This is a genomic window from Prevotella heparinolytica, assembly GCF_002998535.1.
Classification (GTDB): Bacteria; Bacteroidota; Bacteroidia; order Bacteroidales; family Bacteroidaceae; genus Bacteroides; species Bacteroides heparinolyticus.
The window spans coordinates 2,721,523-2,745,052 of the sequence record NZ_CP027234.1 but is presented as its reverse complement, the minus strand read 5'-3'; the positions used below and the strand labels follow the sequence as shown (position 1 = coordinate 2,745,052).

Annotated in this window: 15 protein-coding genes; 11 read left to right on the top strand and 4 right to left on the bottom strand. The window is 49.0% G+C overall.

Annotated features, from left to right (window positions below):
• Nucleotides 1-9: 9 nt before the first annotated feature.
• Complete coding sequence (locus C3V43_RS10995; RefSeq protein ID WP_106069849.1) at nucleotides 10-960, top strand: ComEA family DNA-binding protein; 951 nt, start codon at nucleotides 10-12, stop codon at nucleotides 958-960.
• 61 nt (nucleotides 961-1,021) lie between these two features.
• Here C3V43_RS10995 and C3V43_RS10990 read toward each other — a convergent pair whose 3' ends face one another.
• The 3 genes from C3V43_RS10990 to C3V43_RS10980 form a co-directional block, all read right to left on the bottom strand.
• Entirely contained in the window at nucleotides 1,022-1,684 is a 663-nt protein-coding gene (locus C3V43_RS10990; protein ID WP_106069848.1) for an ABC transporter ATP-binding protein, read from the bottom strand.
• 7 nt (nucleotides 1,685-1,691) lie between these two features.
• Entirely contained in the window at nucleotides 1,692-2,453 is a 762-nt protein-coding gene (locus C3V43_RS10985; RefSeq protein WP_106069847.1) for a tRNA threonylcarbamoyladenosine dehydratase, read from the bottom strand.
• Between the two features lie 94 nt (nucleotides 2,454-2,547).
• Nucleotides 2,548-4,677, bottom strand: coding sequence for a cation:proton antiporter (locus C3V43_RS10980; protein WP_106069846.1), 2,130 nt, complete (start codon nucleotides 4,675-4,677; stop codon nucleotides 2,548-2,550).
• 151 nt (nucleotides 4,678-4,828) lie between these two features.
• On the opposite strand from C3V43_RS10980, the gene C3V43_RS10975 reads away from it, so the two are divergent.
• On the top strand, nucleotides 4,829-5,836 hold the full coding sequence (locus tag C3V43_RS10975) for an aspartate-semialdehyde dehydrogenase (RefSeq protein WP_106041078.1): 1,008 nt from the start codon (nucleotides 4,829-4,831) through the stop codon (nucleotides 5,834-5,836).
• 458 nt (nucleotides 5,837-6,294) lie between these two features.
• Here C3V43_RS10975 and C3V43_RS10970 read toward each other — a convergent pair whose 3' ends face one another.
• A complete protein-coding gene (locus C3V43_RS10970) occupies nucleotides 6,295-6,963 on the bottom strand; it encodes a Crp/Fnr family transcriptional regulator (protein WP_106041084.1) in 669 nt (222 codons plus the stop codon).
• 189 nt (nucleotides 6,964-7,152) lie between these two features.
• On the opposite strand from C3V43_RS10970, the gene hcp reads away from it, so the two are divergent.
• The 9 genes from hcp (at nucleotide 7,153) to C3V43_RS10920 (ending at nucleotide 23,512) form a co-directional block, all read left to right on the top strand.
• The gene (gene hcp / locus C3V43_RS10965; RefSeq protein WP_106070567.1) at nucleotides 7,153-8,802 is read left to right on the top strand and encodes a hydroxylamine reductase; all 1,650 of its coding nucleotides are present in this window, start codon (nucleotides 7,153-7,155) and stop codon (nucleotides 8,800-8,802) included.
• Between the two features lie 26 nt (nucleotides 8,803-8,828).
• Nucleotides 8,829-9,164 (top strand): cupin domain-containing protein, encoded by a 336-nt coding sequence (locus tag C3V43_RS10960; RefSeq protein WP_106041085.1) that lies wholly within the window; start codon nucleotides 8,829-8,831, stop codon nucleotides 9,162-9,164.
• A gap of 7 nt (nucleotides 9,165-9,171) precedes the next feature.
• Nucleotides 9,172-10,413, top strand: a complete 1,242-nt coding sequence (locus C3V43_RS10955) for a DUF438 domain-containing protein (protein ID WP_106069845.1) — start codon at nucleotides 9,172-9,174, stop codon at nucleotides 10,411-10,413.
• Between the two features lie 140 nt (nucleotides 10,414-10,553).
• Nucleotides 10,554-11,402 carry a hypothetical protein gene (locus C3V43_RS10950; protein ID WP_106041087.1) on the top strand — a complete coding sequence of 283 codons (849 nt, stop codon included), beginning with the start codon at nucleotides 10,554-10,556 and terminating at the stop codon, nucleotides 11,400-11,402.
• 288 nt (nucleotides 11,403-11,690) lie between these two features.
• Nucleotides 11,691-15,179, top strand: a complete 3,489-nt coding sequence (locus tag C3V43_RS10945) for a SusC/RagA family TonB-linked outer membrane protein (protein ID WP_106069844.1) — start codon at nucleotides 11,691-11,693, stop codon at nucleotides 15,177-15,179.
• A 13-nt stretch (nucleotides 15,180-15,192) separates the two neighbouring features.
• Nucleotides 15,193-17,061 (top strand): RagB/SusD family nutrient uptake outer membrane protein, encoded by a 1,869-nt coding sequence (locus C3V43_RS10940; RefSeq protein WP_106069843.1) that lies wholly within the window; start codon nucleotides 15,193-15,195, stop codon nucleotides 17,059-17,061.
• Nucleotides 17,062-17,697: 636 nt separating this feature from the next.
• Nucleotides 17,698-18,864 carry an exo-beta-N-acetylmuramidase NamZ family protein gene (locus tag C3V43_RS10930; RefSeq protein WP_106069842.1) on the top strand — a complete coding sequence of 389 codons (1,167 nt, stop codon included), beginning with the start codon at nucleotides 17,698-17,700 and terminating at the stop codon, nucleotides 18,862-18,864.
• Nucleotides 18,865-18,953: 89 nt separating this feature from the next.
• A complete protein-coding gene (locus tag C3V43_RS10925) occupies nucleotides 18,954-20,408 on the top strand; it encodes a sodium:solute symporter (protein WP_106069841.1) in 1,455 nt (484 codons plus the stop codon).
• Nucleotides 20,409-20,422: 14 nt separating this feature from the next.
• On the top strand, nucleotides 20,423-23,512 hold the full coding sequence (locus C3V43_RS10920; RefSeq protein ID WP_106069840.1) for a golvesin C-terminal-like domain-containing protein: 3,090 nt from the start codon (nucleotides 20,423-20,425) through the stop codon (nucleotides 23,510-23,512).
• Nucleotides 23,513-23,530: the final 18 nt, after the last annotated feature.

Sequence of the window (23,530 nt, the reverse complement as noted above, 5' to 3'; positions counted from 1 at the left end):
AAAACACTGATGCCAAACCCATTCAAAGACTTCTTCTATTTCTCCCGGGGAGAAAGACGCGGCATACTGGTTCTGGCAGCCGGAATCATCCTCATCTTCCTTGCCGGACAGTTTTATCCGTATCTACGGCAGCACACCCTCTCTCACGAAGAACTGCGGAAGCAGGCTGCTGCCGTGGCAGAATATGAAGCGTTTCTTACTTCCGTAAAAGAGAAAGAGCCGCAATGGAAGCAACGTTCCACCACGCTTTATCCGGCGAAGCGTTCTCCGGCTCTCAGTCCGATTCCTTTCAATCCTAACAGAGCAGATTCCCTTCTCTTTCGCCAACTGGGATTACCGGGATGGATGGCACACAACATCCTGCACTATCGCAGAAAAGGAGGCAAGTTTCGCAAGGCGGAAGATTTCAGAAGAATCTACGGACTGACGGAAGAGCAATACCAAGCTTTATTGCCCTATATCCGCATCGCTCCCGAAGATACGGTAAAAGACACGCGCCATATCCCACTGCTCCTTACCGGGCGTGACAGCACGGCATCCACCAAAAACATTCAGTACAAATATCCCGCAGGCACTGTTGTGGAGCTGAACCTTGCCGATACCACGGAATTGAAGAAGATTCCCGGCATAGGCAGCCACATCGCCCGCCTGATAACCGGCTATCGGCAACGTCTGGGAGGATTCTACCGCATAGAGCAGTTGCAAGACATCCATCTGGATTATCGTCCGCTGCAATCATGGCTTCGTGTGGATCCTCAGAAGATACGTCCCATCAATCTGAATCGGAGCGGCATAGAGAAACTACGCAGCCACCCCTACATCAACTTCTACCAAGCCAAAGCATTCGTGGAGTACCGAAAGAAGAACGGAACGCTACGCAACCTGAAACCTTTCGCGCTTTATGAAGAGTTCTCGGAAGCCGACTTGGAGCGAATCAGCCATTACGTATGTTTTGAATGAGCCAACGCCTGCATGCGGAAGCCGAAAGAATGCCGGAACGGTTTCTCCGCATCCCTCTTCTTCAAGGTATATTGTTGCTTATTTCCCCGTCGACAAGATGGATGGTTCGGTCTGTCAGTTGCGCCAGTCCTTCATCGTGCGTCACGATGACAAAAGTCTGCCCGAAGCGGTTGCGCAGATCGAAGAAGAGCCGGTGGAGCTCCTCCTTATTGTGCGTATCCAAACTGCCGGAAGGTTCGTCGGCCAATACCACAGCCGGATGGTTGATAAGTGCACGGGCCACGGCCACGCGCTGTTTCTCTCCTCCCGACAGCTCATTCGGTTTATGCTCGGCACGGTCGGAAAGCCCCATGAAGTCGAGTATTTCCGTAGCGACACTCTTTGCCTCTTGTTGCCCTTTTCCGGCAATGAAAGCCGGTATCATCACATTCTCCAAAGCGGTAAACTCCGGCAACAACTGATGAAACTGAAAGACAAAGCCGATGTGCTTGTTGCGGAAAGCGGAAAGCTCTCTTTCCTTCATGCGGCCAACCTGCGTGCCGGCAATCGTCACCGAACCGCCATCGGGCATGTCGAGCGTACCCATAATCTGCAACAAAGTGGTCTTGCCTGCACCGCTGGGACCTACGATACTGACAATCTCGCCCTTCTCTATCGTCAAATCAATGCCTCGCAGCACTTGCAAACTGCCGAAGCTTTTCGTTATATTCTCTAATCGTATCATAATTCCACTACAACCTTTTTATCACATACTCTGCCAGATAACAACCGAAGACAGCCGGCATATAGCTCACCGTGCCGCAGGTAGACTTCTTGTTCATCTCATCTTCCGTGAGCAGCACCGCTCCGGCATCGGCTTGCTCCGTGCTGAAAACCACCGGAAGCTTCCGCCTGATGCCCATCTTCTGCAAGCGCTTGCGCACTGCCTTGCTCAACCCGCAATGATAAGTGTCCCATATATCGGCAAAACGCACCTGCGTAATGTCGCTTTTGGCACCGGCGCCCATGCTCGACACGATTTTAAGGCGCCGTTTCATGGCTTCCGCAATCAAATGACATTTCGGCGCAAGCGTATCGATGGCATCCACCACAAAGTCATAAGTGGCGGCGTCCAGCAGTTGCGGGATATTGTCGTCTTTCAGGAAAACCGGCAGCGCCGTCAGTTCCAAATCCGGATTGATGTCTTTGAAACGCGCAGCCAGCACTTCGGCCTTCTTCTGCGTCATGGTGGAATGCAAAGCCGGCAACTGGCGGTTGATATTCGTGGGCTGCACCGTATCGGCATCCACAATCGTCATCCTGCCCACTCCGGCACGGCATATCATCTCGGCGGCATAAGCGCCCACACCGCCTAACCCTACAACAAGCACATGCGCCCGCCGCAAGCGTTCCATCTTTTCATCTCCCAGCAAGAGGCGGGTTCTCTGCTGCCAAAGCTTCTCTTCCGATTTCTCCCCCGAAAGGAGGGAGGAAGGAGTTGTTCCGTTTATCATTTTTCGTCTTTTACTATTTCACAAATATGGCGGCCTACACACTATTTCCTGCATCGTATTTTCCATACCGCACGAGGAAATGAACGATGTACTTTCAAGAAGACCTGAACCACTTATAGAACCAGTTGCCCACTTTCTCGTAATGCTGCGACTCATTATTTCCTCGCGGATTGGAGAAAGATACCGAATCCTGAGGTTCGCCCAACCGGTCGGGATACAATACTATCAGACTGTTGTTCGCAAAGTACTTCCCTATCTGGCCGGGCAGTTTCTCGAACGAGCTGTCATACGAGATAGAGCCGCGCCGGGCACTGATAATAACCAGCAGATGGTCGTAGTTCACCTGACCGGTCAGCAGCAGCAAATCGTCCCAGTCATCCAGACGGGAGAAATCCGTCAACGTATGGCCGTATTTCTTTTTCACCAATCCTTGCAGATGGGCCGTCGTCTCTTCGTTGGCATAGAAATGCACCCTACAACCCAACGTGCCGCCCAACCGGCAGAAATGCTCCACCCATTTGTGGAAGCCGGCCTCGTATTCCGCTTTCGGCGGTACGGCCACAATGACCCGCCTTATCGTATTGATGGGTATCAGGAATTTGGAAACCATCACCTCGCGGTGCAACCCTTTCAGCAGACTCTCCGTAAGCATTCCGAAGAAAGAGTCTACGATGTTTACCTTACGGTGCAGGCCTATGATGACGTCCGTGGCCTTATACTCTTTCGCCGTGTGGATAATGCCCGAAGCAATGTTCAGGTCATAACGGGTTATCTGCCTCAGACGCACGTCTGCCGATGCCGTAATCATGGCTGCTTTCTCCAGACAGCGTTTCCCGCGAAGCTCCGCATTTCCCGAACTGCTGTCATCATTAATCACGCTCAAGGCCAGCAGATTGTCCTTTTGTTTCGGGTCGCATATCACCAAAGAGAGATTAATCAGGTCCTCAATGGTATCCGGATTGCTTAGGGGTATGAGAATCCTCTCCTGCTCCACGGAACGATGTTCTTCCACATGCGCTTCTTCCATGGCTATCTTACGCGCCGCACGCTCCGTGATGAACGAACTGACGATGCAACTTACCAGAATCAGCAAAACGGTACCGTTCAGCACATCATCGTTCAGCAGACGCTCTCCATTGGGCAGGATGATGTTGTAGCCCACCAATACGGCCGCCAGCGTTGCCGCCGCCTGCGCATTGCTCAGACCGTACATCAGTTCCCGTTCGATGGCCTCCATCTTATATATTTTCTGCGTCAGCCAGCAGGCAATCCATTTTCCCGCCAACGCCACCACAATCATCACTGCGGCTACCCTCAGTGCATCGCCGTGGCTGAAAATGACATGCACATCGATCAGCATGCCCACTCCTATCAGGAAATATGGGATGAAAAGCGCATTGCCCACAAATTCCAGATGGTTCATCAACGGAGAGACGTGCGGAATCAGACGGTTCAGCACCAATCCGGCAAGAAAAGCGCCCAGAATGCCCTCCATGCCGACAAACTCCATCAACCCGGCTCCGAGGAACACCATGGCAAGCACGAAGATAAACTGCATCACGTTGTCATCGTACCTGCGGAAAAACCAGCGTCCGATGCGCGGAAAAAAAAAGATGATCAAAGCACCCAGAAAGATGACCTTAACCACCAGCCATATCCAAAACAAACCGCCCGACTCGCCTTTGAACAGGCCGCCCACCACTGCCAGTACCAGCAAAGTAAGTGTATCGGTCACCGCAGTGCCGCCCACGGCAATGCTCACGCTGCGATGCCGCGACACGCCATAGCGGATGACAATCGGGTAGGCAACCAACGTGTGAGAGGCATACATACTTGCCAATAAGACGGAAGTGAGCACCCCGTACTTCAGCAACGCAATGTTGGTCACCAAGCCGATGCCTATCGGGATGACAAAAGCCAGCAATCCCAGCATCAGCGCCTTTCCACGATTCTGCTTGAAGTCGCCCATATTCATTTCCAGACCGGCCAGAAACATGATATAATACAACCCCACCTTGCCGAAGAGCTCGAAACTGCTGTCGCGCACAAGGATGTTGAAACCATGCTCGCCAATGACAAGACCTGCCAGTATCATGCCTATGATATGAGGAATGCGAAGCCTGCTCAGCAGCATAGGTGCAAACAAGATGATAAGGAGTACAAGGAGAAATATCCATGTAGGGTCGGTAATCGGGAGTTTCAGGCTAAAGTCAAACCAATCCATAGGCTGTAAGTTTCAGAAATTGAGTGCAAAATAACGAAAAAGTTTTCACTTTATGCGGTGTTATACAGCATTTTGTTATAAATTTGCAGCCAATTCTATCTTTTCAAAGTAGAATATTACTTTTTTATAAACCAAATTAAAAGAAAGAAAAATGAAAGTAGCTATTGTTGGAGCAAGCGGAGCCGTGGGACAGGAGTTCCTGCGAGTGCTCGATGAAAGGAATTTCCCGTTGGACGAGTTAGTACTGTTCGGTTCTAAACGCAGTGCCGGAACCAAATACACGTTCCGCGGTAAACAGATCGAGGTTAAACTCTTGCAACACAACGATGACTTTAAAGGGGTTGATATCGCTTTCACTTCCGCAGGCGCAGGCACCTCTAAAGAGTTTGCCGAAACCATTACCAAGCATGGAGCCGTAATGATTGACAATTCAAGTGCGTTCCGCATGGATGCCGACATCCCATTGGTAGTGCCGGAAGTAAACGCCGCCGATGCAAAAGACCGTCCGCGAGGCATCATCGCCAACCCTAACTGCACTACCATCCAGATGGTGGTGGCGCTGAAGGCCATCGAACAGCTATCGCATATAAAAACGGTACACGTCTCTACTTATCAGGCGGCGAGTGGTGCAGGTGCCGCCGCCATGGACGAGTTGTACGAGCAATACCGTCAGGTATTGGCCGGCGAACCTGTGACGGTAGAGAAGTTTGCCTACCAGTTGGCCTTCAACCTCATCCCGCAGATTGACGTGTTCATGGAGAACGGCTACACGAAGGAGGAAATGAAGATGTTTAACGAAACGCGCAAGATTATGCACTCCGACGTTAAGGTAAGCGCCACTTGCGTACGTGTTCCCGCACTTCGTTCCCACTCCGAGAGCATCTGGGTAGAAACCGAGCGTCCTATTTCGGTAGAAGAGGCGCGCGAAGCGTTTGCCAAAGGCGACGGACTGGTGCTGATGGATAATCCGGAAAAGAAGGAGTATCCGATGCCGTTGTTCCTTGCAGGCAAAGACCCGGTATATGTGGGTCGCATCCGCAAAGACCTCAGCAATGAAAACGGACTGACGTTCTGGATTGTGGGCGACCAAATCAAAAAGGGCGCCGCACTGAATGCGGTGCAGATTGCCGAATATCTGATTAAGGAGAAAGCACTGTAAGGGCTGGCCATAAGATAAGATTAAGAAAAGGATAAAGCGTGCATGCGCTTTATCCTTTTTCTGCTTTATGGGTGCAGATTATACAGAAGCATTCAGGGGGGGCGTAACCGGAAGCTGTGTGAACTCCGAGCGATTGGAAGCCGGCAACGAACGAACAAGAATATCAAGAGAACGCTACAAATGTAAATATTTTGCACTTTTCGAGCAGTCCAAACTTCGGGTTTACTGAATCCTCTCCAAATTTTTACTAAAAACTCATCGGATTTTTACTAAAAATTTCCCGGAAAATTAGTAAAAATCCGATGAGTTTTTAGTAAAAAAAGAGTCTCCTGATTATCAGATGGTTACAAGAAAAACGAATTGTCAGTATTTTTCCTACTCTTTTCGAGGGAAAAATCGAAAAGCGAATCGGAGAGAAACCGATAAATGCCGCAGACGGGGAAAAGCCTGACAGGCTCTTACATGTAGCTTTGCAGCTTCCGCCTGTCCAGCACCGTGACTTCCTGCTTATCTAATGCAATCACTCCATCCGCCACCATCTCGCCAAGCGTGCGCGAGAGCGACGGGCGTTGCACTCCGAAATATTCGGCAAGCTGGGCATGCGTGCGCCGCCACTTGAAGGTGTTTTGTTTTTCCGTGGTGTTCTCCAGCAGATAGATGGCCAGCTTCATCCGCAAACTGCGGATGGACAGCATCTGCACCTTGCCCGAAAGGAAAACAATAATATTGGAATTGATGCGGAGAAAATTGCGCAGCAGTGTCTCGTTCTGCATCATCTCTTTCTGAAACACCGATTTGGGGATGAGATAAAGAACCGTCTTCTCCTCCATGGCAATCACATCCACCGGAAAGAAGTTGCGGTCGGCAAAAACAAAGGCCGGAGCCAACGGACGCACCGGGTCGATAAACTCGATTTCGAGCACATTGTCGTCTTTGGTAATCATCTCCGTGCGCACCAAACCGGAGACCAGCAGGTACAGATGATTGATGACGCCGCCCTGCCTCACCACATGTTCTCCCTTGGCAAACTCTTTGACATCAGAGACGCAACGCACAACCAACTCTTCGACCTGCGCAGGCGTCATGCCTGCAAACAAAGGGCAACCAACTAAACTATACTCCAACATGGCTTCTGTTCTTTTGAGGATAAAGATACGCCGCACAAGGAATAAAGCCGGACTTCTTATTGTTAAAAAATACAAATGCCGGAGGCGTGTAACCATGGTTACCGTTTCCCGATGGTGCGCGCCCTACCTTTGCAACATCAAAAGATAACAGTATTTACTTTTTAAAAAAACAGCGTAATTATGGAGAAAATGTTTTGCTTCCAGTGTCAGGAGACAGCCAAGAATCAAGGCTGTACAGTGAAAGGTGTGTGCGGAAAAACCGCCGATGTGGCCAACCTGCAAGATCTCTTGCTCTTCCTGTGCAAAGGCATGGCGTGCTACACGGTGCGTCTGAGAGCGAAAGGAATAGAAATTCCCGAAGTCAACAAGTTCATCACGGACAGTCTGTTCATGACCATCACCAACGCCAATTTCGACATCAACCGTTTCATCACCCGCATCCGTATGGCACAAGAGTTGCGCAACTCCGTCAAAGAACGCCTGCTCGCCGAAGGCGGAACACTTGAAGGCATCATCTTCGAAGGTGCCTCATGGAGTGGAGAAACCGAAGCCCAGATGCACGAGAAAGCCGCCTCGGTGGGTGTGTTGGCCACGGAGAACGAGGACGTGCGTTCCTTGCGCGAGCTCACCGTCTACGGCCTGAAGGGCATGGCTGCTTATGCCGAACACGCCGCCAACCTGAAGTACGAGGACATTGAGATTTACGCCTTCATGCAACGTGCATTGGTAGCCGTCACAGACGACACCCTCTCCGCCGAAGAACTGACAGCCCTTGTGCTCGAAACAGGAAAATACGGGGTACAGGTCATGGCATTGCTCGACAAGGCAAACACTTCTTCATACGGCCATCCCGAAATCACCAAAGTAAACATCGGTGTGCGCAAAAATCCGGGCATCCTCATAAGCGGGCACGACCTGAAGGATATGGAAGAACTGCTGAAACAGACCGAAGGCACAGGCGTCGATGTATATACCCACAGCGAAATGCTGCCGGCCAACTACTATCCGGCATTCAAGAAGTATGCTCACTTCGTAGGCAATTACGGCAGCTCTTGGTGGCATCAGACCGAAGACTTCGAGCACTTCAACGGCGTGATTCTCTTCACCACCAACTGCATCGTTCCTCCCCGTAAAAGCTCCACTTACGCCGACCGCGTATATACCACAGGCGCTTCGGGCTTCGACGGGTTCAAGCACATTGCCGACAGAAAAGACGGTCGCCCGAAAGACTTCTCCGCCCTGATCGAGCATGCCAAACGCTGTGCGGCTCCTCAAGAGATAGAGACCGGCGAAATCATCGGTGGCTTTGCCCACAATCAGGTGATTGCATTGGCCGATAAGGTGATTGACGCCGTGAAGTCGGGAGCCATCCGCAAGTTCTTCGTCATGGCAGGCTGCGACGGACGCATGCCGGGACGCAACTACTACACCGAGTTTGCCGAGAAATTGCCGAAAGATACCGTCATCCTCACTGCCGGATGTGCCAAGTATCGCTACAACAAGCTCCCGTTGGGCGATATCAACGGCATTCCCCGCGTGCTCGACGCCGGACAATGCAACGACAGCTACTCGCTTGTACGCATCGCCCTCGCACTGAAAGAAGCCTTCGGCCTCGACAGCGTGAACAGCCTGCCCATCGCCTACAACATTGCTTGGTACGAGCAAAAGGCGGTCATCGTATTGCTGGCCCTGCTCTCGCTCGGAGTAAAAGACATCCACCTCGGGCCTACATTGCCCGCATTCCTCTCGCCCAACGTGGCCAACGTACTGGTGAACAACTTCGGCATTGCCGGCATCACCTCCGCAGACGAGGACATGAAACTCTTTTTAAGTGCATAATATAATATATAATAATGTATAGCGTTATGAAAATATACGAAAAAGCCACAGTCATCGCCCTGGAAGATTCGATAGAATACACGGAGGGCGGAGTCATCAGCAAGCAGGTCACGAAGAACGAAGCGGGCAACATCACCTTGTTCTCGTTCGACAAGGGACAGGGACTGAGCGAACACACGGCCAATTTCGACGCATTCGTGCAAATACTGGACGGCGCAGCGGAAATCCGCATCGACGGAACACCCCGACTGCTGAAGAAAGGCGATTGCATCATCATGCCTGCCGGACATCCGCACGCACTGCAAGCCGTAGAGAGATTTAAAATGTTATTAACCATGATTCGCGGCAGCGAACAAAACTAAAACCGATATGAGTGAAATAATTAACAACTCGGCACAACGCAAAGAAATGTTGCGCCACCTCCTGCTCAGGCTGCACAAAGGCGAAAATCCCGAAGCGCTGAGAAACCGGCTTATCGAAGTCCTGAAAACCATACCTTACAACGAGGTGGTGGAAGTGGAACAGACACTTATCAACGAGCAGTTGTTGAGCGAAGCCGAAATACAGGATTTCTGCGACCTGCACACCGCCGTGCTGGACGGAAGCATCGACTTAGGAGGTGCAAAGGCCATTCCGGCAGGACATCCCGCAGATACCTTCCGCAAAGAGAATGAGGCGTTGAACGCCGAAATAACCACCTACAAGAAGCTGACCGGTACGATGGACACATGGGATGATGCACACCTGACAGGCTTCCTATTAGGATTGCGCACCATCTTCAACAGCCTCGCCGACGTAGACAAGCACTACAAACGCAAGGAATACCTGCTTTTCCCGTTTCTGGAAAAGCACCTCATCACCGGCCCTCCCAAAGTGATGTGGGGCAAGCACGACGAAACCCGCCTGCAACTGAAAAAGGCGTTCGAGACCCTGACTTCACCTCTCACCACGGTGAACGAACTGAAAACAGCCGTTGCAACCGCCTGCAACCCGGCCGTAGAAATGATTGCCGGCATGATTAAGAAAGAAGAAGAAATCCTCTTTCCCATGAGCATGGATACACTGACGGAAGACGAGTGGTACAAGATTTATCAGGAAACACCCGACTTCGGTTACTGCCTCATCGACCCGGAAGACGAATGGAAACCCGCAGGCATGGCTAAGGTAGAGAAGCAAACCTATATGGAGACAGATGCCATCAGCCTCTCGTCGGGCGCATTCAGCATCGAAGAATTGGAAGCGCTGTTCATCCACCTTCCCATCGACATCACTTTTGTCGATAAGGACGACAAAGTGCGTTTCTTCTCTCACAGTCCTAAAAGGGTGTTCGAACGCAATCGCTCCATCATCGGGCGCGACGTACGCATGTGTCATCCTCCCGGCAGCGTGCACGTGGTAGAGCAGATTCTCGAAGACTTCAAAAGCGGCAAAGAGAACAAAGCCGCTTTCTGGATTTCCAACTTCAAAGGCCGCTTCGTCTACATCGAATATTCGGCCGTGCGCGGAAAGAACAGCGAATACCTCGGCGTGGTGGAGGTGACACAAGACATCACCGGACTTCGCGCTTTGGAAAGCGACCGGCGATTGCTGTCGTACGAGAAATCGAAATAAGAACAAGCCGGATGAGGCGGGTGTACAAACTGTCACTCGCCTCATCTGTTTCTTTCCCTCCCATACGTTTTTTCCATAGAATATCTTGGAAAAATTGAAAAAAGCTATACATTTGTATTCGATTCTAAATTTGTCTGCTTATGAAACTCATCGCCGAAAGTGGTTCTACCAGAACAGAGTGGGCATTGGTTGAAGATAATCATCTGATACAACAAGCCTTTACAGAGGGATTGAATCCTTTCTTTCAGACCAGAAGAGAAATTAGCCGGAGCGTACGGTTAGGCCTGCCCGAACATTTCTTCAAAAGAAAATTGGAGCAGGTCTACTACTATGGTGCCGGTTGTTCTTCACACGAAAAGAAGAACATTCTGGGTGCCTCGTTAGTAGCTCAATTCAAAACCCCCATTCAGGTGGAAAGCGATTTGCTGGCCGCTGCCCGTGGCTTGTTCAAGTGCGAAGCCGGCATTGCCTGTATCTTGGGTACCGGCTCCAACTCATGTTTCTATGACGGAAAAATCATCGTGAAAAACGTCAAGGCAGGCGGCTACATCTTAGGCGACGAAGGTAGTGGCGCAGTATTGGGCAAGATGTTCTTGTCCGATGTCCTGAAAGGTCTGGCTCCCAAAGACGTGACGACCGACTTCTTCGACAAATTTCGTATCAGCCCCAATGAAGTGATGGAATCAGTGTACAACCGTCCTTTCCCCAACCGTTTCTTAGCCACCTTATCTTATTTCCTGGCAGATTATACAAACGACGACTATGTATATAGCCTGATTACGGGCAACCTGCGGAATTTCTTCACCCGCAACGTTTGCCAATACGACTACAAGAACTATCCCATACGCTTCGTCGGTTCACTGGCTTATAGTTATGCAAGCATCTTGCGCGAAGTGGCCGGAGAATTCGGCATCGAACTGGAAGTGATTGAGGAAACACCGATGAAGGGACTGATTGCATTCCATGCCTTGAACATAGAAGAACCTTAAACTCTTAAATAATCAAGAAGAGAAAGAGGGTTATTGCAAATCTATATACATAAATACTAATAATTGCAAATTATCGTTCTTAACATTAAATAATTCTATATCTTTGTTAGTACGAAATGTACTTGCCGTTTCGTTTCTTTGTTAATAACGACTATAAATAAAGAACCGCCTATGAAAAATGAATTGCCCTAAAAAGGGGGAAAATGACCATTATGGCTACATCCTCCTACACCCTTACCCGAATTTCGAAAAACACTTTTTAGTTAACAACAAAATCATCAATCTTTTATGAATGAAGATCGCAAAAAACGAGGAACGGCTCACAGCAAGTTTCTCACGGCAATGGCCATAAGCGCCCTGTTCTTAAGCAGCGGCAATGCGATGGCCAACCCCAATACCTCCACCGAGGTTGCAAGAGTGACAGAACAATTGCAAACCACCACCGTCAGAGGCTTGGTAGTAGATGCCGCAGGCGAACCGGTAATCGGCGCCAGCGTGGTAGAGAAAGGTACGAGCAACGGAATAGTTACCGACCTCGACGGTAAATTTACGCTAAACGTAAAACCGGGAGCAACGCTGAAAGTCTCATTTGTAGGCTATCAGCCACAAGAAGTGAAAGCAACCTCGACCATGAAGATAGTCTTGAAAGAAGACACGGAATTGCTGGACGAGGTTGTGGTTGTGGGATATGGTACACAGAAGAAGGGGAACCTGACGGGCGCAGTAGCTACCGTAGACATAGGAAAGACATTAGACAGCCGCCCCATTGCCGATGTAGGCCGTGGTTTGCAAGGCTCCACCCCCGGTCTGTCCATCACATTGCCCGACGCCGAAGTCGGCTCTGACCCTAAAATCAAGATTCGTGGTCAATACGCTTCCATGAACGGAGGCTCCGATCCTCTTATTTTATTGGACAATGTAGAGATACCGAGCATTACTCTGGTAAACCCTGACGACATTGAAAGTATTTCTGTATTGAAAGACGCCGCCGCATCTTCCATCTACGGTGCGAAAGCTGCATTTGGCGTTATCCTGATCACAACCAAGAAAGGAGCTAAAACCGAAATGGTAAATGTTTCTTATTCAGGAAACTTTTCATGGCAAAACGTTGCCAAAGACTACAACATGGGCGGCATTGAAGGTATGCAATACACCGTAGATGCAATGAAAAACGCCGGGGCAACAGCTGTCGGAGCTTTTTATAAGGTTACAGAAGAAGGTCTTGCCAAAGCAAGAGAATGGGAGCAAAAATACGGAGGAAAACTGGGAGTAAACGATCCTACCGTATACGGCCGTGACTGGTACTTAAACGCTGCCGGTCAGAAAATAGGATTGCGCTCTTACGATGCTTACGACTATATGGTACGTGATTGGGCACCTACACAAAGTCACAATATATCCGTCAATGGAAAAAGTGGGAACACCACTTATAACATCGGCTTGGGATATTTAGACCAAAGCGGCATGAATAAAGTTGCCAAGGAAGACAAATTCACCAGACATAACGCCTCCGTAAGATTAAGTACACAGTTCAATAAGTATGTGACACTGAACGCCGGCGCCATCTACTCCAAACGAATCAAAAGTTATCCTTATCTGACGCAAAGTGCTTACGACCAATGGTACTACCTATATCGCTGGAGCACTTACTATCCGATGGGGTATGACGAAAACGGAAACGAGCTTCGCAGCCCGGCTGCAGAATTCCATCAAGCCAATACCTCTAAATTGGAAACAAACTATACCAATATCAACTTAGGTTTCCATTTGGATTTGACAAAGGATTGGACCGTTGATTTTGATTATACCCATGCCAATGAAGAAACCAATTGGTTGCGTCCGGGTCAACGATTCACCGCTGCCGATACTTGGATTTCCCCCATTGCCCGTAAGGACGCAAGCGGTAATGCCGTATATGTAAACAGTGACGGACAGGTGGTAAGCCCAACAACCGCAGGCGCCATGCAGGCATACGATTTAAGACATTGGACATATACCAGTGTAGGAGGTGCTCCAGATAATATCAACAGACGTTCTACAAACGTTCAAAGCAACACGATCAATGCCTATACGACTTACAATCTGAATTTGGGAGACAGCAATAAATTCAAGTTTATGGTCGGAATGAACCGTGTAAGCTATGTCAAGGAATACCATCAGGCTCAAAAAAAGGAACTGCTCGATTATGAGAATGTGCAGTTTGGCGGTGCCGCCGGCGAGCAAACCGTGGCAGGCGGCAAAGAATGGGAATCACAACTTGGCTTCTTTGGGCGTATCAACTACAACCTGAAAGACAAATACCTGTTTGAAGCCAACCTGCGTTACGACGGTACATCCAAATTTCCCACACACATGCAATGGCGTTGGTTCCCCTCTTTCTCTGCCGGATGGCGTGTAAGCGAAGAGGCATTCATGTCATGGGCAAAACCCGCATTAAGCTCCTTAAAAGCCCGTGCATCTTGGGGTGTTATCGGCGACCAAACCGTACCGAACACACTATACAAATCTTTTTTAGGAAGCATCACCCAATCTTCTTGGCTGGATGAAAACGGTAATAAAATAAACCATGTGTATTCGCCTACATCACTTGCGGCAGACATAACATGGCAATACATTGCTACGTTGGATTTTGGAATCGACGCACGTTTCTTTGATAGCAAATTAGGTTTTACGTTCGATTGGTATCAACGAGATACGCAAAATATGATTGTACCAGCTGAAGGTATCCCTTATGTCTATGGCGTCAATGCACCGAGAGGCAACTACGGTAATTTGCGTACCAAAGGTTGGGAACTTTCTGTTGATTTCAACCACCGTTTCTCCAACGGGCTTGGTATCAATGCCATGTTTACATTATCCGATGCGATAACTAAAATAACCAAAAGCGGGTCAGTCACGAGCATTGACGATTGGTATAATGGAAAGACTTACGGTGAAATCTGGGGCTACCGTACCGACCGGCTCTACCAAAAGGAAGACTTCGAATATGATACCAAGGGGAATTTAATACCAATTGTATTGACGGCTGAACACGGTGAAAAGAATGCCGGAAAGACAATGTATAAATTGAAAGGTGACAAACCTGTTTATCAAGGATTCTTGCAAGGTAGCGGAATTTTTAAATATCAACCGGGCGACGTGAAGTTCAAAGATTTGGATGGCGACGGACAAATCACAGACGGCAGCCGTTCTGTCAATGACCATGGCGATTTGGAAGTCATCGGAAACAGCACTCCTCGTTACGAATATGGATTACGTTTAGGCGCAGACTATAAGGGCTTTGACCTTTCTGTCTTCTTCCAAGGCGTAGCCAAGCGCGACATGTGGGGTAGCTCCTCCACCACCTTAGCCGGTTTCAACACAGCTGACGGCGCCATTGCCAAACGTTTCAGCACAAATTACTGGACAGAGAGCAATACGGATGCCTTTTATCCCCGTGCATGGAACATGGCCAACTCTGTCAACGCATACAACATGTATCGCCAAGACCGCTATCTGCTGGATATGTCATACATGCGTATCAAAAACATCACTTTCGGCTACACCCTGCCTATGAATATAACAAAGAAGGTATGGATTCAGAAAGCACGTTTCTATTTCTCTATGGAGAATTTTGTTACATTCGACCATCTGGACGGCACTCCCGTTGACCCGGAAATCATTGCCGGCGTAGGCAGTTCCGGTTTGTTATCAGCAGCGAACTATCAATTAGGACGTGCAGGTATCAGTACACCGGCATTCAAGAGCCTGTCTGTTGGCGTTCAGTTAAACTTCTAAATATAATATACGTATGAAAAAATATATACTAACCTTTTTCGCCGTCTCAACCCTGATTTTAAATATAGGGTGCGAAGATTTCCTTGATAAGCCTCAATTGGACATAATAGAGGATAATGACAAATTCTGGAGAAATGAATCGGACTTCCGCATGTACAGCGTAGAATTCTATAGTTGGTTCCTCAGCGGTTACAATTCCGGCTACACCACCAACTATGCACCGCTCCGAGGTTATACTTTCAGCGACGACGTATGTTCAGGAGAAGGGAAGCAGGAGAATTTTATCTCTTCCGTCCCTGCTAAATTGGGAGTTGCATCAATTCCCGGGAAGCTATTGGAGCAAACTTGGCTTCGCCAATATTCCGGAGAAAGATGGAATTTCGGATGGGTGCGCAAGGCTAACGTCATGTTACAACGTGTTGAAAATTATAAAGGCAATTTGAGTGAAGCCGCATACAAACACTGGAGCGCCGTTGGCCGTTTTTTCCGCGCTTACGCCTATTTCAACTTGGTTGTTTCTTTTGGTGACGTTCCCTATTTCGACAAACCGATAGATGAGACTGACCAGAAATACATGTTCAAGGATCGCGATGACCGAGGTTTTGTCATGGATAAAGTGTACGAGGATCTGCAATATGCCATGGCCAACGCTTACGAAAAAGACAACAACAGCACGCAATATGTCAACCGAGATTTGATCGCTGCCCTGACCACACGCTTCATGCTGTTTGAGGGTACTTGGCAAAAGTATCATAAATTAAGTGACGAGCGCGCAAAGAAATACCTGCAACTCTGCACAGAAGCAGCTGAAATGATAATGAAAAGCGGAAAATACAGTTGCTCCAAGGATTTCCGTTCACTCTTTGGTTCAGACAATCTGGCAGGGCATCCCGAAGTCATCTTCTACCGTCACTATGCCACAGCAAAGGCACTGCACAGCATCGCTTCCTACTCAAACGGAGATGAAGGGCAAAATGGGGTCAATTTACAGCTTTTGAAAGCATTCATCTGTACGGACGGACAGCCTTATCAAACGTCTACCGTGCCCAATGCCAAAGATTTCAACTTGTCTGTAATGGCTAAAACACGCGATCCGCGTTTTGAAGCAACATTTTTCAACTTCCCCAGATTCAAGGCGACAAGTATGGTATATGCCGACAAGTTCATCAGCCGCGAAGGCGCTTCTTATTGGGCTCCCGATAAGATTGCCAGCCGCCCGGCACAGTTCGGTGGTTCATTGAACGAGAACGACGCTCCCATCGTCCGTTATGCGGAAGTGCTGCTCGATTGGATTGAAGCCAAAGCCGAATTGGCAGAAAGCTATGGTGGCGCCGCCTTGACTCAAGAAGATATAGACAAAACGATCAACGCCATCCGTAACCGTCCGCTTGACAATACAGCGAAGGCCAACGGCGTGGAAAAGACCAAGCCCTTACTCCTATCCGCGTTGCCGGACGACCCCGCAAGAGATTCTGATGTTTCTAAAATATTGTGGGAAATCCGCCGTGAGCGCCGCATGGAATTCGTTTACGAACATACTCGCTTACTCGACATCAAACGCTGGAAAAAGTTATCTTATATGGATAACAACAAATATCCGGACACGATGTATGGCGCATGGGTAAACTTCCCCGAAGATGTTCCGAACTATTTAGCGAAAAGCTATATCGGTCTCTTAACCGTGCGTAATGCGGAAGGTAAGGATATTGTATACGACGGCAACAATAAAGACCAGATGGTTGGTTTCTATAAGATTCCGAAAGTTGAGCCGAGAGATGTATTTGATGAAGAAAAAGCCTATCTATCACCGGTCGGCGTGCAAGATATGCAACAATATTCAGACTACGGATTCAAGCTGTCACAAACAAAAGCTTGGCAATAATTCCATATCTACACAAGTAAGAAGAGGGCATAAAAAATGCCCTCTTCTTATTTATACGCCATACCGCCCCGTTTTTTCTTTGAAAAAGGCCATCCGAAAAACGTTAGTTTTGTAGAGAAAAAACGTCTTTATCCTTGCAAAGAAAAAACACGAATTATATATAACCGTACCACACAAAGTAAAAAGAAAAGGATGTATGAAAGAAACACCGCAGATATCCAATTCCGAGACCTTGCAAGAAAAGAAAAAGATTTACCTCATAGAAGAATCTCCTTCCCATCCCTGCTCGCCATATAGATGCTCTTTGCTGGAAGTATATATCCAGCACGCTCGGGATATATATGCAGCACGGTGGAGAAATATCTCTACCGAATCCTGTCTACAAGTATCTCTCGCAAGGGGTACAGTCCGCCAATCATTTAGTGCAAATTATTGACAAAACAACTTTTCATGGAACATGACAGAGAAAAATCGAACACCATAGATGTAACATTTGGTACACATAGCAAGCACTTGATGTCACTCAAACTCTGCAAATTAAGATTGATAATGCTGAAAATATTAAAATAAGTGTTTTTGATATTAAAATAAATATTATCTTTGTTGCAAACAATATCCTCCTTAGGTAATACGATTATGAAGAAACTGCTGCTTTTGTTTTTGGTGCTATGCGGTTCTTTGTTGTGCAGGGCACAAGAAGAAAGAGTCATTTTAGGCGACGAACGGACTTCGGAGTATTTCCCCATCCTGAAAGGCAAACGGATAGCCATATTCTCAAACCATACCGGCATGGTGGGAGACAAGCACCTGCTGGATGTTTTGTTGGAAAACAAGTTCGACGTAGTGGCTATATTTTCGCCCGAACATGGCTTCCGGGGAAATGCCGATGCCGGTGAACATGTGTCGAGTTCTGTCGATTCGAAGACAGGCGTTCCTATCCTTTCTTTATACGACGGGAAGTCAGGCAAACCCAGCGATGCTTCTATGCGTAAATTCGATATCCTGATTGTAGACATACAGGATGTAGGTTTGCGGTTCTACACCTATAATGCCTCCATGTGCCGACTGATGGATGCTTGTGCAGAATATAACCGCAAGGTACTGGTACTGGATCGCCCAAATCCCAACGGGCATTATGTGGACGGACCGATACTGGACATGAAATACAAGTCGGGCGTGGGTTGGCTACCTATTCCCATTGTGCATGGCATGACGCTGGGCGAACTTGCGTTGATGGTGAACGGCGAACGCTGGTTGCCCGCCTCGCGCGTATGCGACCTGACCGTCATTCCTTGCAAAAACTACACACACCGAACCATGTATCGGTTGCCGATTCCTCCATCGCCCAACCTGCCGAACATGAAGTCCGTCTATCTATATCCTTCTACCTGCTATTTCGAAGCTACTCCTGTCAGCCTGGGCAGAGGAACCGACCTTCCGTTTCAGGTGTACGGACATCCCAACATGACGGGTTACAGCTACAGCTTTACACCGCGCAGCGTGCCCGGAGCCAAGAATCCGCCGCAACTGAACAAACTTTGCCACGGCGTGAACCTGAGTACACTGAGCGATGAGGAGATTTGGAAGCGCGGCATCGACCTGAGTTATGTGATAGACGCCTACCGAAACCTGAATATGGAAGACCACTTCTTCCGCTCTTTCTTTGAATTGCTGGTAGGCACAGACTACGTGCGCAAAATGATAGAAGAAGGGAAAAGTGCCGACGAGATAAAAGCAATGTGGAAAGAAGACGTGGAAAAGTTCAAGGTGCAGCGCAAACCTTATCTGCTCTACGAAGAATGACCTCGTGCCTACGCACCGGCACTCCACGCATTATGGCGAATAACAGATTAATCAAACAATTATAAATGAATAAACAGTAAATCCTCCTCATGACACCGCTTTCAGTAATCATCACCATTGCCGCTTATTTTGCGATACTGTTCACGGTATCCTACATTGCAGGCAGAAAGGCCGACAACGAAGGTTTCTTTGTCGGCAACCGCAAATCATCTTGGTATGTAGTGGCTTTTGCCATGGTAGGCTCTGCCATTTCGGGCGTTACCTACGTCTCCGTTCCGGGCATGGTGACAGCCAGTAGTTTCGGCTATCTGCAGATGGTTATGGGCTTCATTGTCGGACAACTCATCATTGCTTACGTGCTTGTACCCTTGTTCTACAAGATGAATCTGGTGTCTATCTACGAGTATCTGGAAAACCGTTTCGGCATGTCTTCTTATCGCACGGGAGCTTGGTTCTTCTTTATTTCTAAGATGCTCGGCGCAGCCGTCCGCCTGTTTTTGGTGTGCCTGACGTTGCAATTACTGGTATTCGAGCCGTTCGGACTGCCGTTCCTGCTGAATGTAGCCATTACGGTAGCTTTAGTATGGCTGTACACTTTTCAAGGCGGAGTAAAATCACTGATTTGGACTGATTCTCTGAAAACGTTCTGTCTGGTGGTTTCGGTAGCACTCTGCATTTACTACATCGCTTCCGACTTGAACTTGTCGTTCACCGGCATGATAAGCACCATTGCCGACAGCGACATGTCGCGCATCTTCTTCTTCGACGACGTAAACAGCAGGCAATACTTCTTCAAGCAATTCCTCGCCGGAGTCTTCACTATGATTGCCATGACGGGACTGGATCAAGACATGATGCAGCGCAACCTGAGTTGCAAGAACTTCAAAGACTCGCAGAAGAACATGATAACCAGTGTTATCTCTCAATTCTTCGTCATCCTGCTGTTCCTCATGCTGGGCGTACTGCTCTACATATTCGCCGCCAATCGGGAGATTACGGTGGCAAAGAGCGACGAGCTGTTTCCGGTGATTGCCACCGGTGAGTATTTCCCGGCTATCGTAGGCATCCTGTTCATCATCGGGTTGATTTCTTCCGCTTATTCGGCAGCAGGCTCGGCACTCACCGCCCTGACTACTTCGTTCACCGTAGACATTCTGGGAGCAAAGGGCAAAGAGGAAAAGGCGGTTGTAAAAATACGCAAGAAGGTACACATCGGCATGGCTGTGGTCATGGGCATTACGATTTTTGTATTCAATCTTCTGAATAATACAAGCGTCATCGATGCTGTATATATTCTGGCGAGCTATAGCTACGGCCCCATTCTCGGTTTGTTTGCTTTCGGCGTGTTCATGAAACAAGAAGTGCGCGACAAGTACATCCCGTTGGTGGCCATCGCCTCTCCGGCTCTCTGCTTTGTGCTGCAAAAGAATTCCGAAGCTTGGTTCGGAGGTTATCAAATCAGTTACGAACTACTGATATTCAATGCACTGTTCACTTTCATCGGGCTCTGCCTGCTGATTAAGAAGAATAAAAAGAACCTTTAACCTGAAACATCATTATGAATAGACGATGTCTTTTTTTACTTGGTTTGCTTGCCGTCTCTCTCCTTTCTCTCAAAACAGTAAGCGCACAAGAACTTCCGACGGACGTCCGCCGGGAAATCGAGAAATTACTGAATGACGTGGCACGTAAAGAAGTGTCTGTAGGAACCATCAGAATAGATTCCGTAGCCGTGAAAAGGAAAACGCTGCAACTCTTTGCCAACATGAACTGTGCTTATATCCCTTTCCGTGAAGACAACGTCGCCGAGATTTATAAAAGTGTGTGCGCCCTGCTGCCGCCGAACTTATCCAAAAGCAGGCTGCAAATCCGTACCAACAAGCGTAGCATCGAAGAACTGATTCCCCAAGCTCTGCGCAGCAAAAAAGACAAGAAAGCCCAAAGATTCACCCCCACTGCCACAAAGCCTTTAGTGAAGAATATCTCTACCCCTTATACCCCCACCAATGGATTGCAAAATCGCCACATCGCTTTGTGGCAAAGTCATGGCTGGTACTACGAGTCTAAACTTGCCCGTTGGGAATGGCAGCGTGCACGCATTTTCCAAACAGTGGAAGACCTGTACACGCAAAGCTACGTACTGCCTTTCCTTGTGCCGATGCTGGAAAATGCAGGCGCCAATGTGTTGCTCCCGCGCGAACGAGACTGCCGAACAGAAGAAGTGATTGTGGATAATGACGGTTGTCCGGACGGTCGTTCCGCGTACTCAGAAAGCAGTGGCGAGAAAATTTGGAAACAAGGAAACGGAGAAGGATTCGCCCAACTGCGTTCCCAATACGTCAACTTCGAGAACCCGTTCAAAGAAGGTAGTTATCGCATGGTAGAGACCACGAAGAAAGGCAAAGAAAGCACTGCCGAATGGACGCCCGAAATACCTTCGACCGGACAATATGCCGTGTACGTTTCCTATCAGACGTTGCCGAGCAGCACGGATGATGCCCTCTATACCGTGTACCACAAGGGAGGTGCCACACAGTTCAAAGTAAACCAACAGATGGGAGGCGGCACGTGGATTTACCTCGGCACTTTCGGCTTCGACGCAGGCAGAAATAAAGAATGCAGAGTGGTGTTGAGCAACCGCTCCGCCAAAGCCGGACGAATGATAACGGCAGATGCCGTGAAGATTGGCGGCGGTATGGGTAACATAGCACGCCGCATCTCCGATGAAGGCATAACAGAAAATCTGAAAAGCTCCGATACACGCAACCTGCAAACGGGAAGCACAAGCGAAAAAAACGAATCTCAGACTGCAGCTTTCTTGTCGCAACAGAGATTTGAGACAAGCGGCTATCCCCGTTTCTGCGAAGCAGCCCGCTACTGGCTGCAATGGGCGGGAATTCCCGACAGCGTATATTCCGAAAGCAAAGGCAAGAACGACTATACGGACGACTACAAATGCCGCGGCATCTGGGTGAACTACCTCGCCGGAGGTTCTCCGGTTAATCCCACGGAAAAGGGACTGAACATTCCCGTGAACATGGCTTTCGCCTTCCACTCGGATGCGGGAACCACCTTGAACGACTCCATCATCGGGACGCTGGGCATCTACTATACCAATGCCTACAACGAAAAGTATGCCAACGGAGCGTCGCGCTACCTCGGCCACGACTTGACCGACTTGATTCAATCGAACATCGTGCGTGATGTGCGCACTCTTTACGAACCCCAATGGACCCGCCGAGGCAAGTGGAATCAATCTTATTACGAGGCCCGTGTACCCCGCGTACCCACCATGCTGCTCGAACTGCTTTCTCACCAGAACTTTGCCGATATGCGTTACGGACTGGACCCACGCTTCCGCTTCACCGTGAGCCGTGCCATCTACAAAGGCATGTTGCAGTTCCTCTGCTCGCAATATGGCACGGAGTACGTTGTTCAGCCGCTTCCGGTAGACCACATGGTTCTGCGCATGACCGGAGAGGATGAGGTAGAGCTGAGCTGGCAACCCGTGGACGACACATTGGAACCGACAGCCAAAGCAGAGAAATACATTGTCTATACGCGCATCGGAAACGGAGCTTTCGATAACGGCGTATTGGTAGACAAGAACAGCTACCGTGTACGCATTCCTGCCGGCGTGGTATGCAGCTACAAAGTGACGGCCGTGAACAAAGGAGGTGAGAGCTTCCCATCCGAAATACTATCGGTAGGACGGGCTTCACAATCCAAGGGCACGATACTGGTGGTAAACGGATTCGACCGTATCAGCGCTCCCGCCGACTTCGTGGCACCTGCACCCGCCGATACGTTGCTTGCCGGTTTTCTGGACGAACAAGATCACGGTGTACCTTATATAAAGGACATCAGCTACATCGGTAAAATGAAAGAGTATCGCCGCTCCATTCCTTGGATGGATGACGATGCATCGGGCTTTGGCGACAGCTACGGTGATTATGAAAATCAAGTGATTGCCGGCAATACGTTCGACTATCCCTCCGTACACGGCGCCGCGATACTGAAAGCGGGCTACTCCTTTGTTTCGAGCAGCGACGAAGCTGTGGAAGACGGATGGACATCGCTCAACGACTACAACTACGTCGACCTCATCTTAGGAAAAGAATGCCAGAGCAAGATGGGAAGGGGTGTGATGCCGTTGGAGTTCAAAACCTTCAACAACCGGATGCAGGAAGCGATTACCGCATATTGCAAGCAAGGAGGAAACATCTTTGTTTCGGGTGCTTTTGTCGGAACAGACCTTTGGGACAACCGGCTTGCCGCTGCCGATGAGGCGGACAAGAAGTTTGCCACGGATATCCTGAAGTACAAGTGGCGTGTAGGCCAGGCAGCCATAACGGGGAAAGTGAAAAGCGTGGCTTCTCCATTCCCCTCTCTATCGGGGAATTACACCTACTACAACGAACTGAACGCGGAAACATACGTAGTAGAAGCGCCCGACGCCATTGAGCCGGCAAGCAAAGACGCCTATACGGTGATGCGCTATGCCGAGAACAACCTGAGTGCCGGCGTGGCTTATCAGGGCGACTACAAAACACTGATTCTGGGATTTCCTTTCGAGGCGATACGTACCGAGGCGGAAAGAGAAGCATTCATGCACGCGGTATTGACCTTCTTCAATGACAATAAGTAACACCAATCATACTCTATC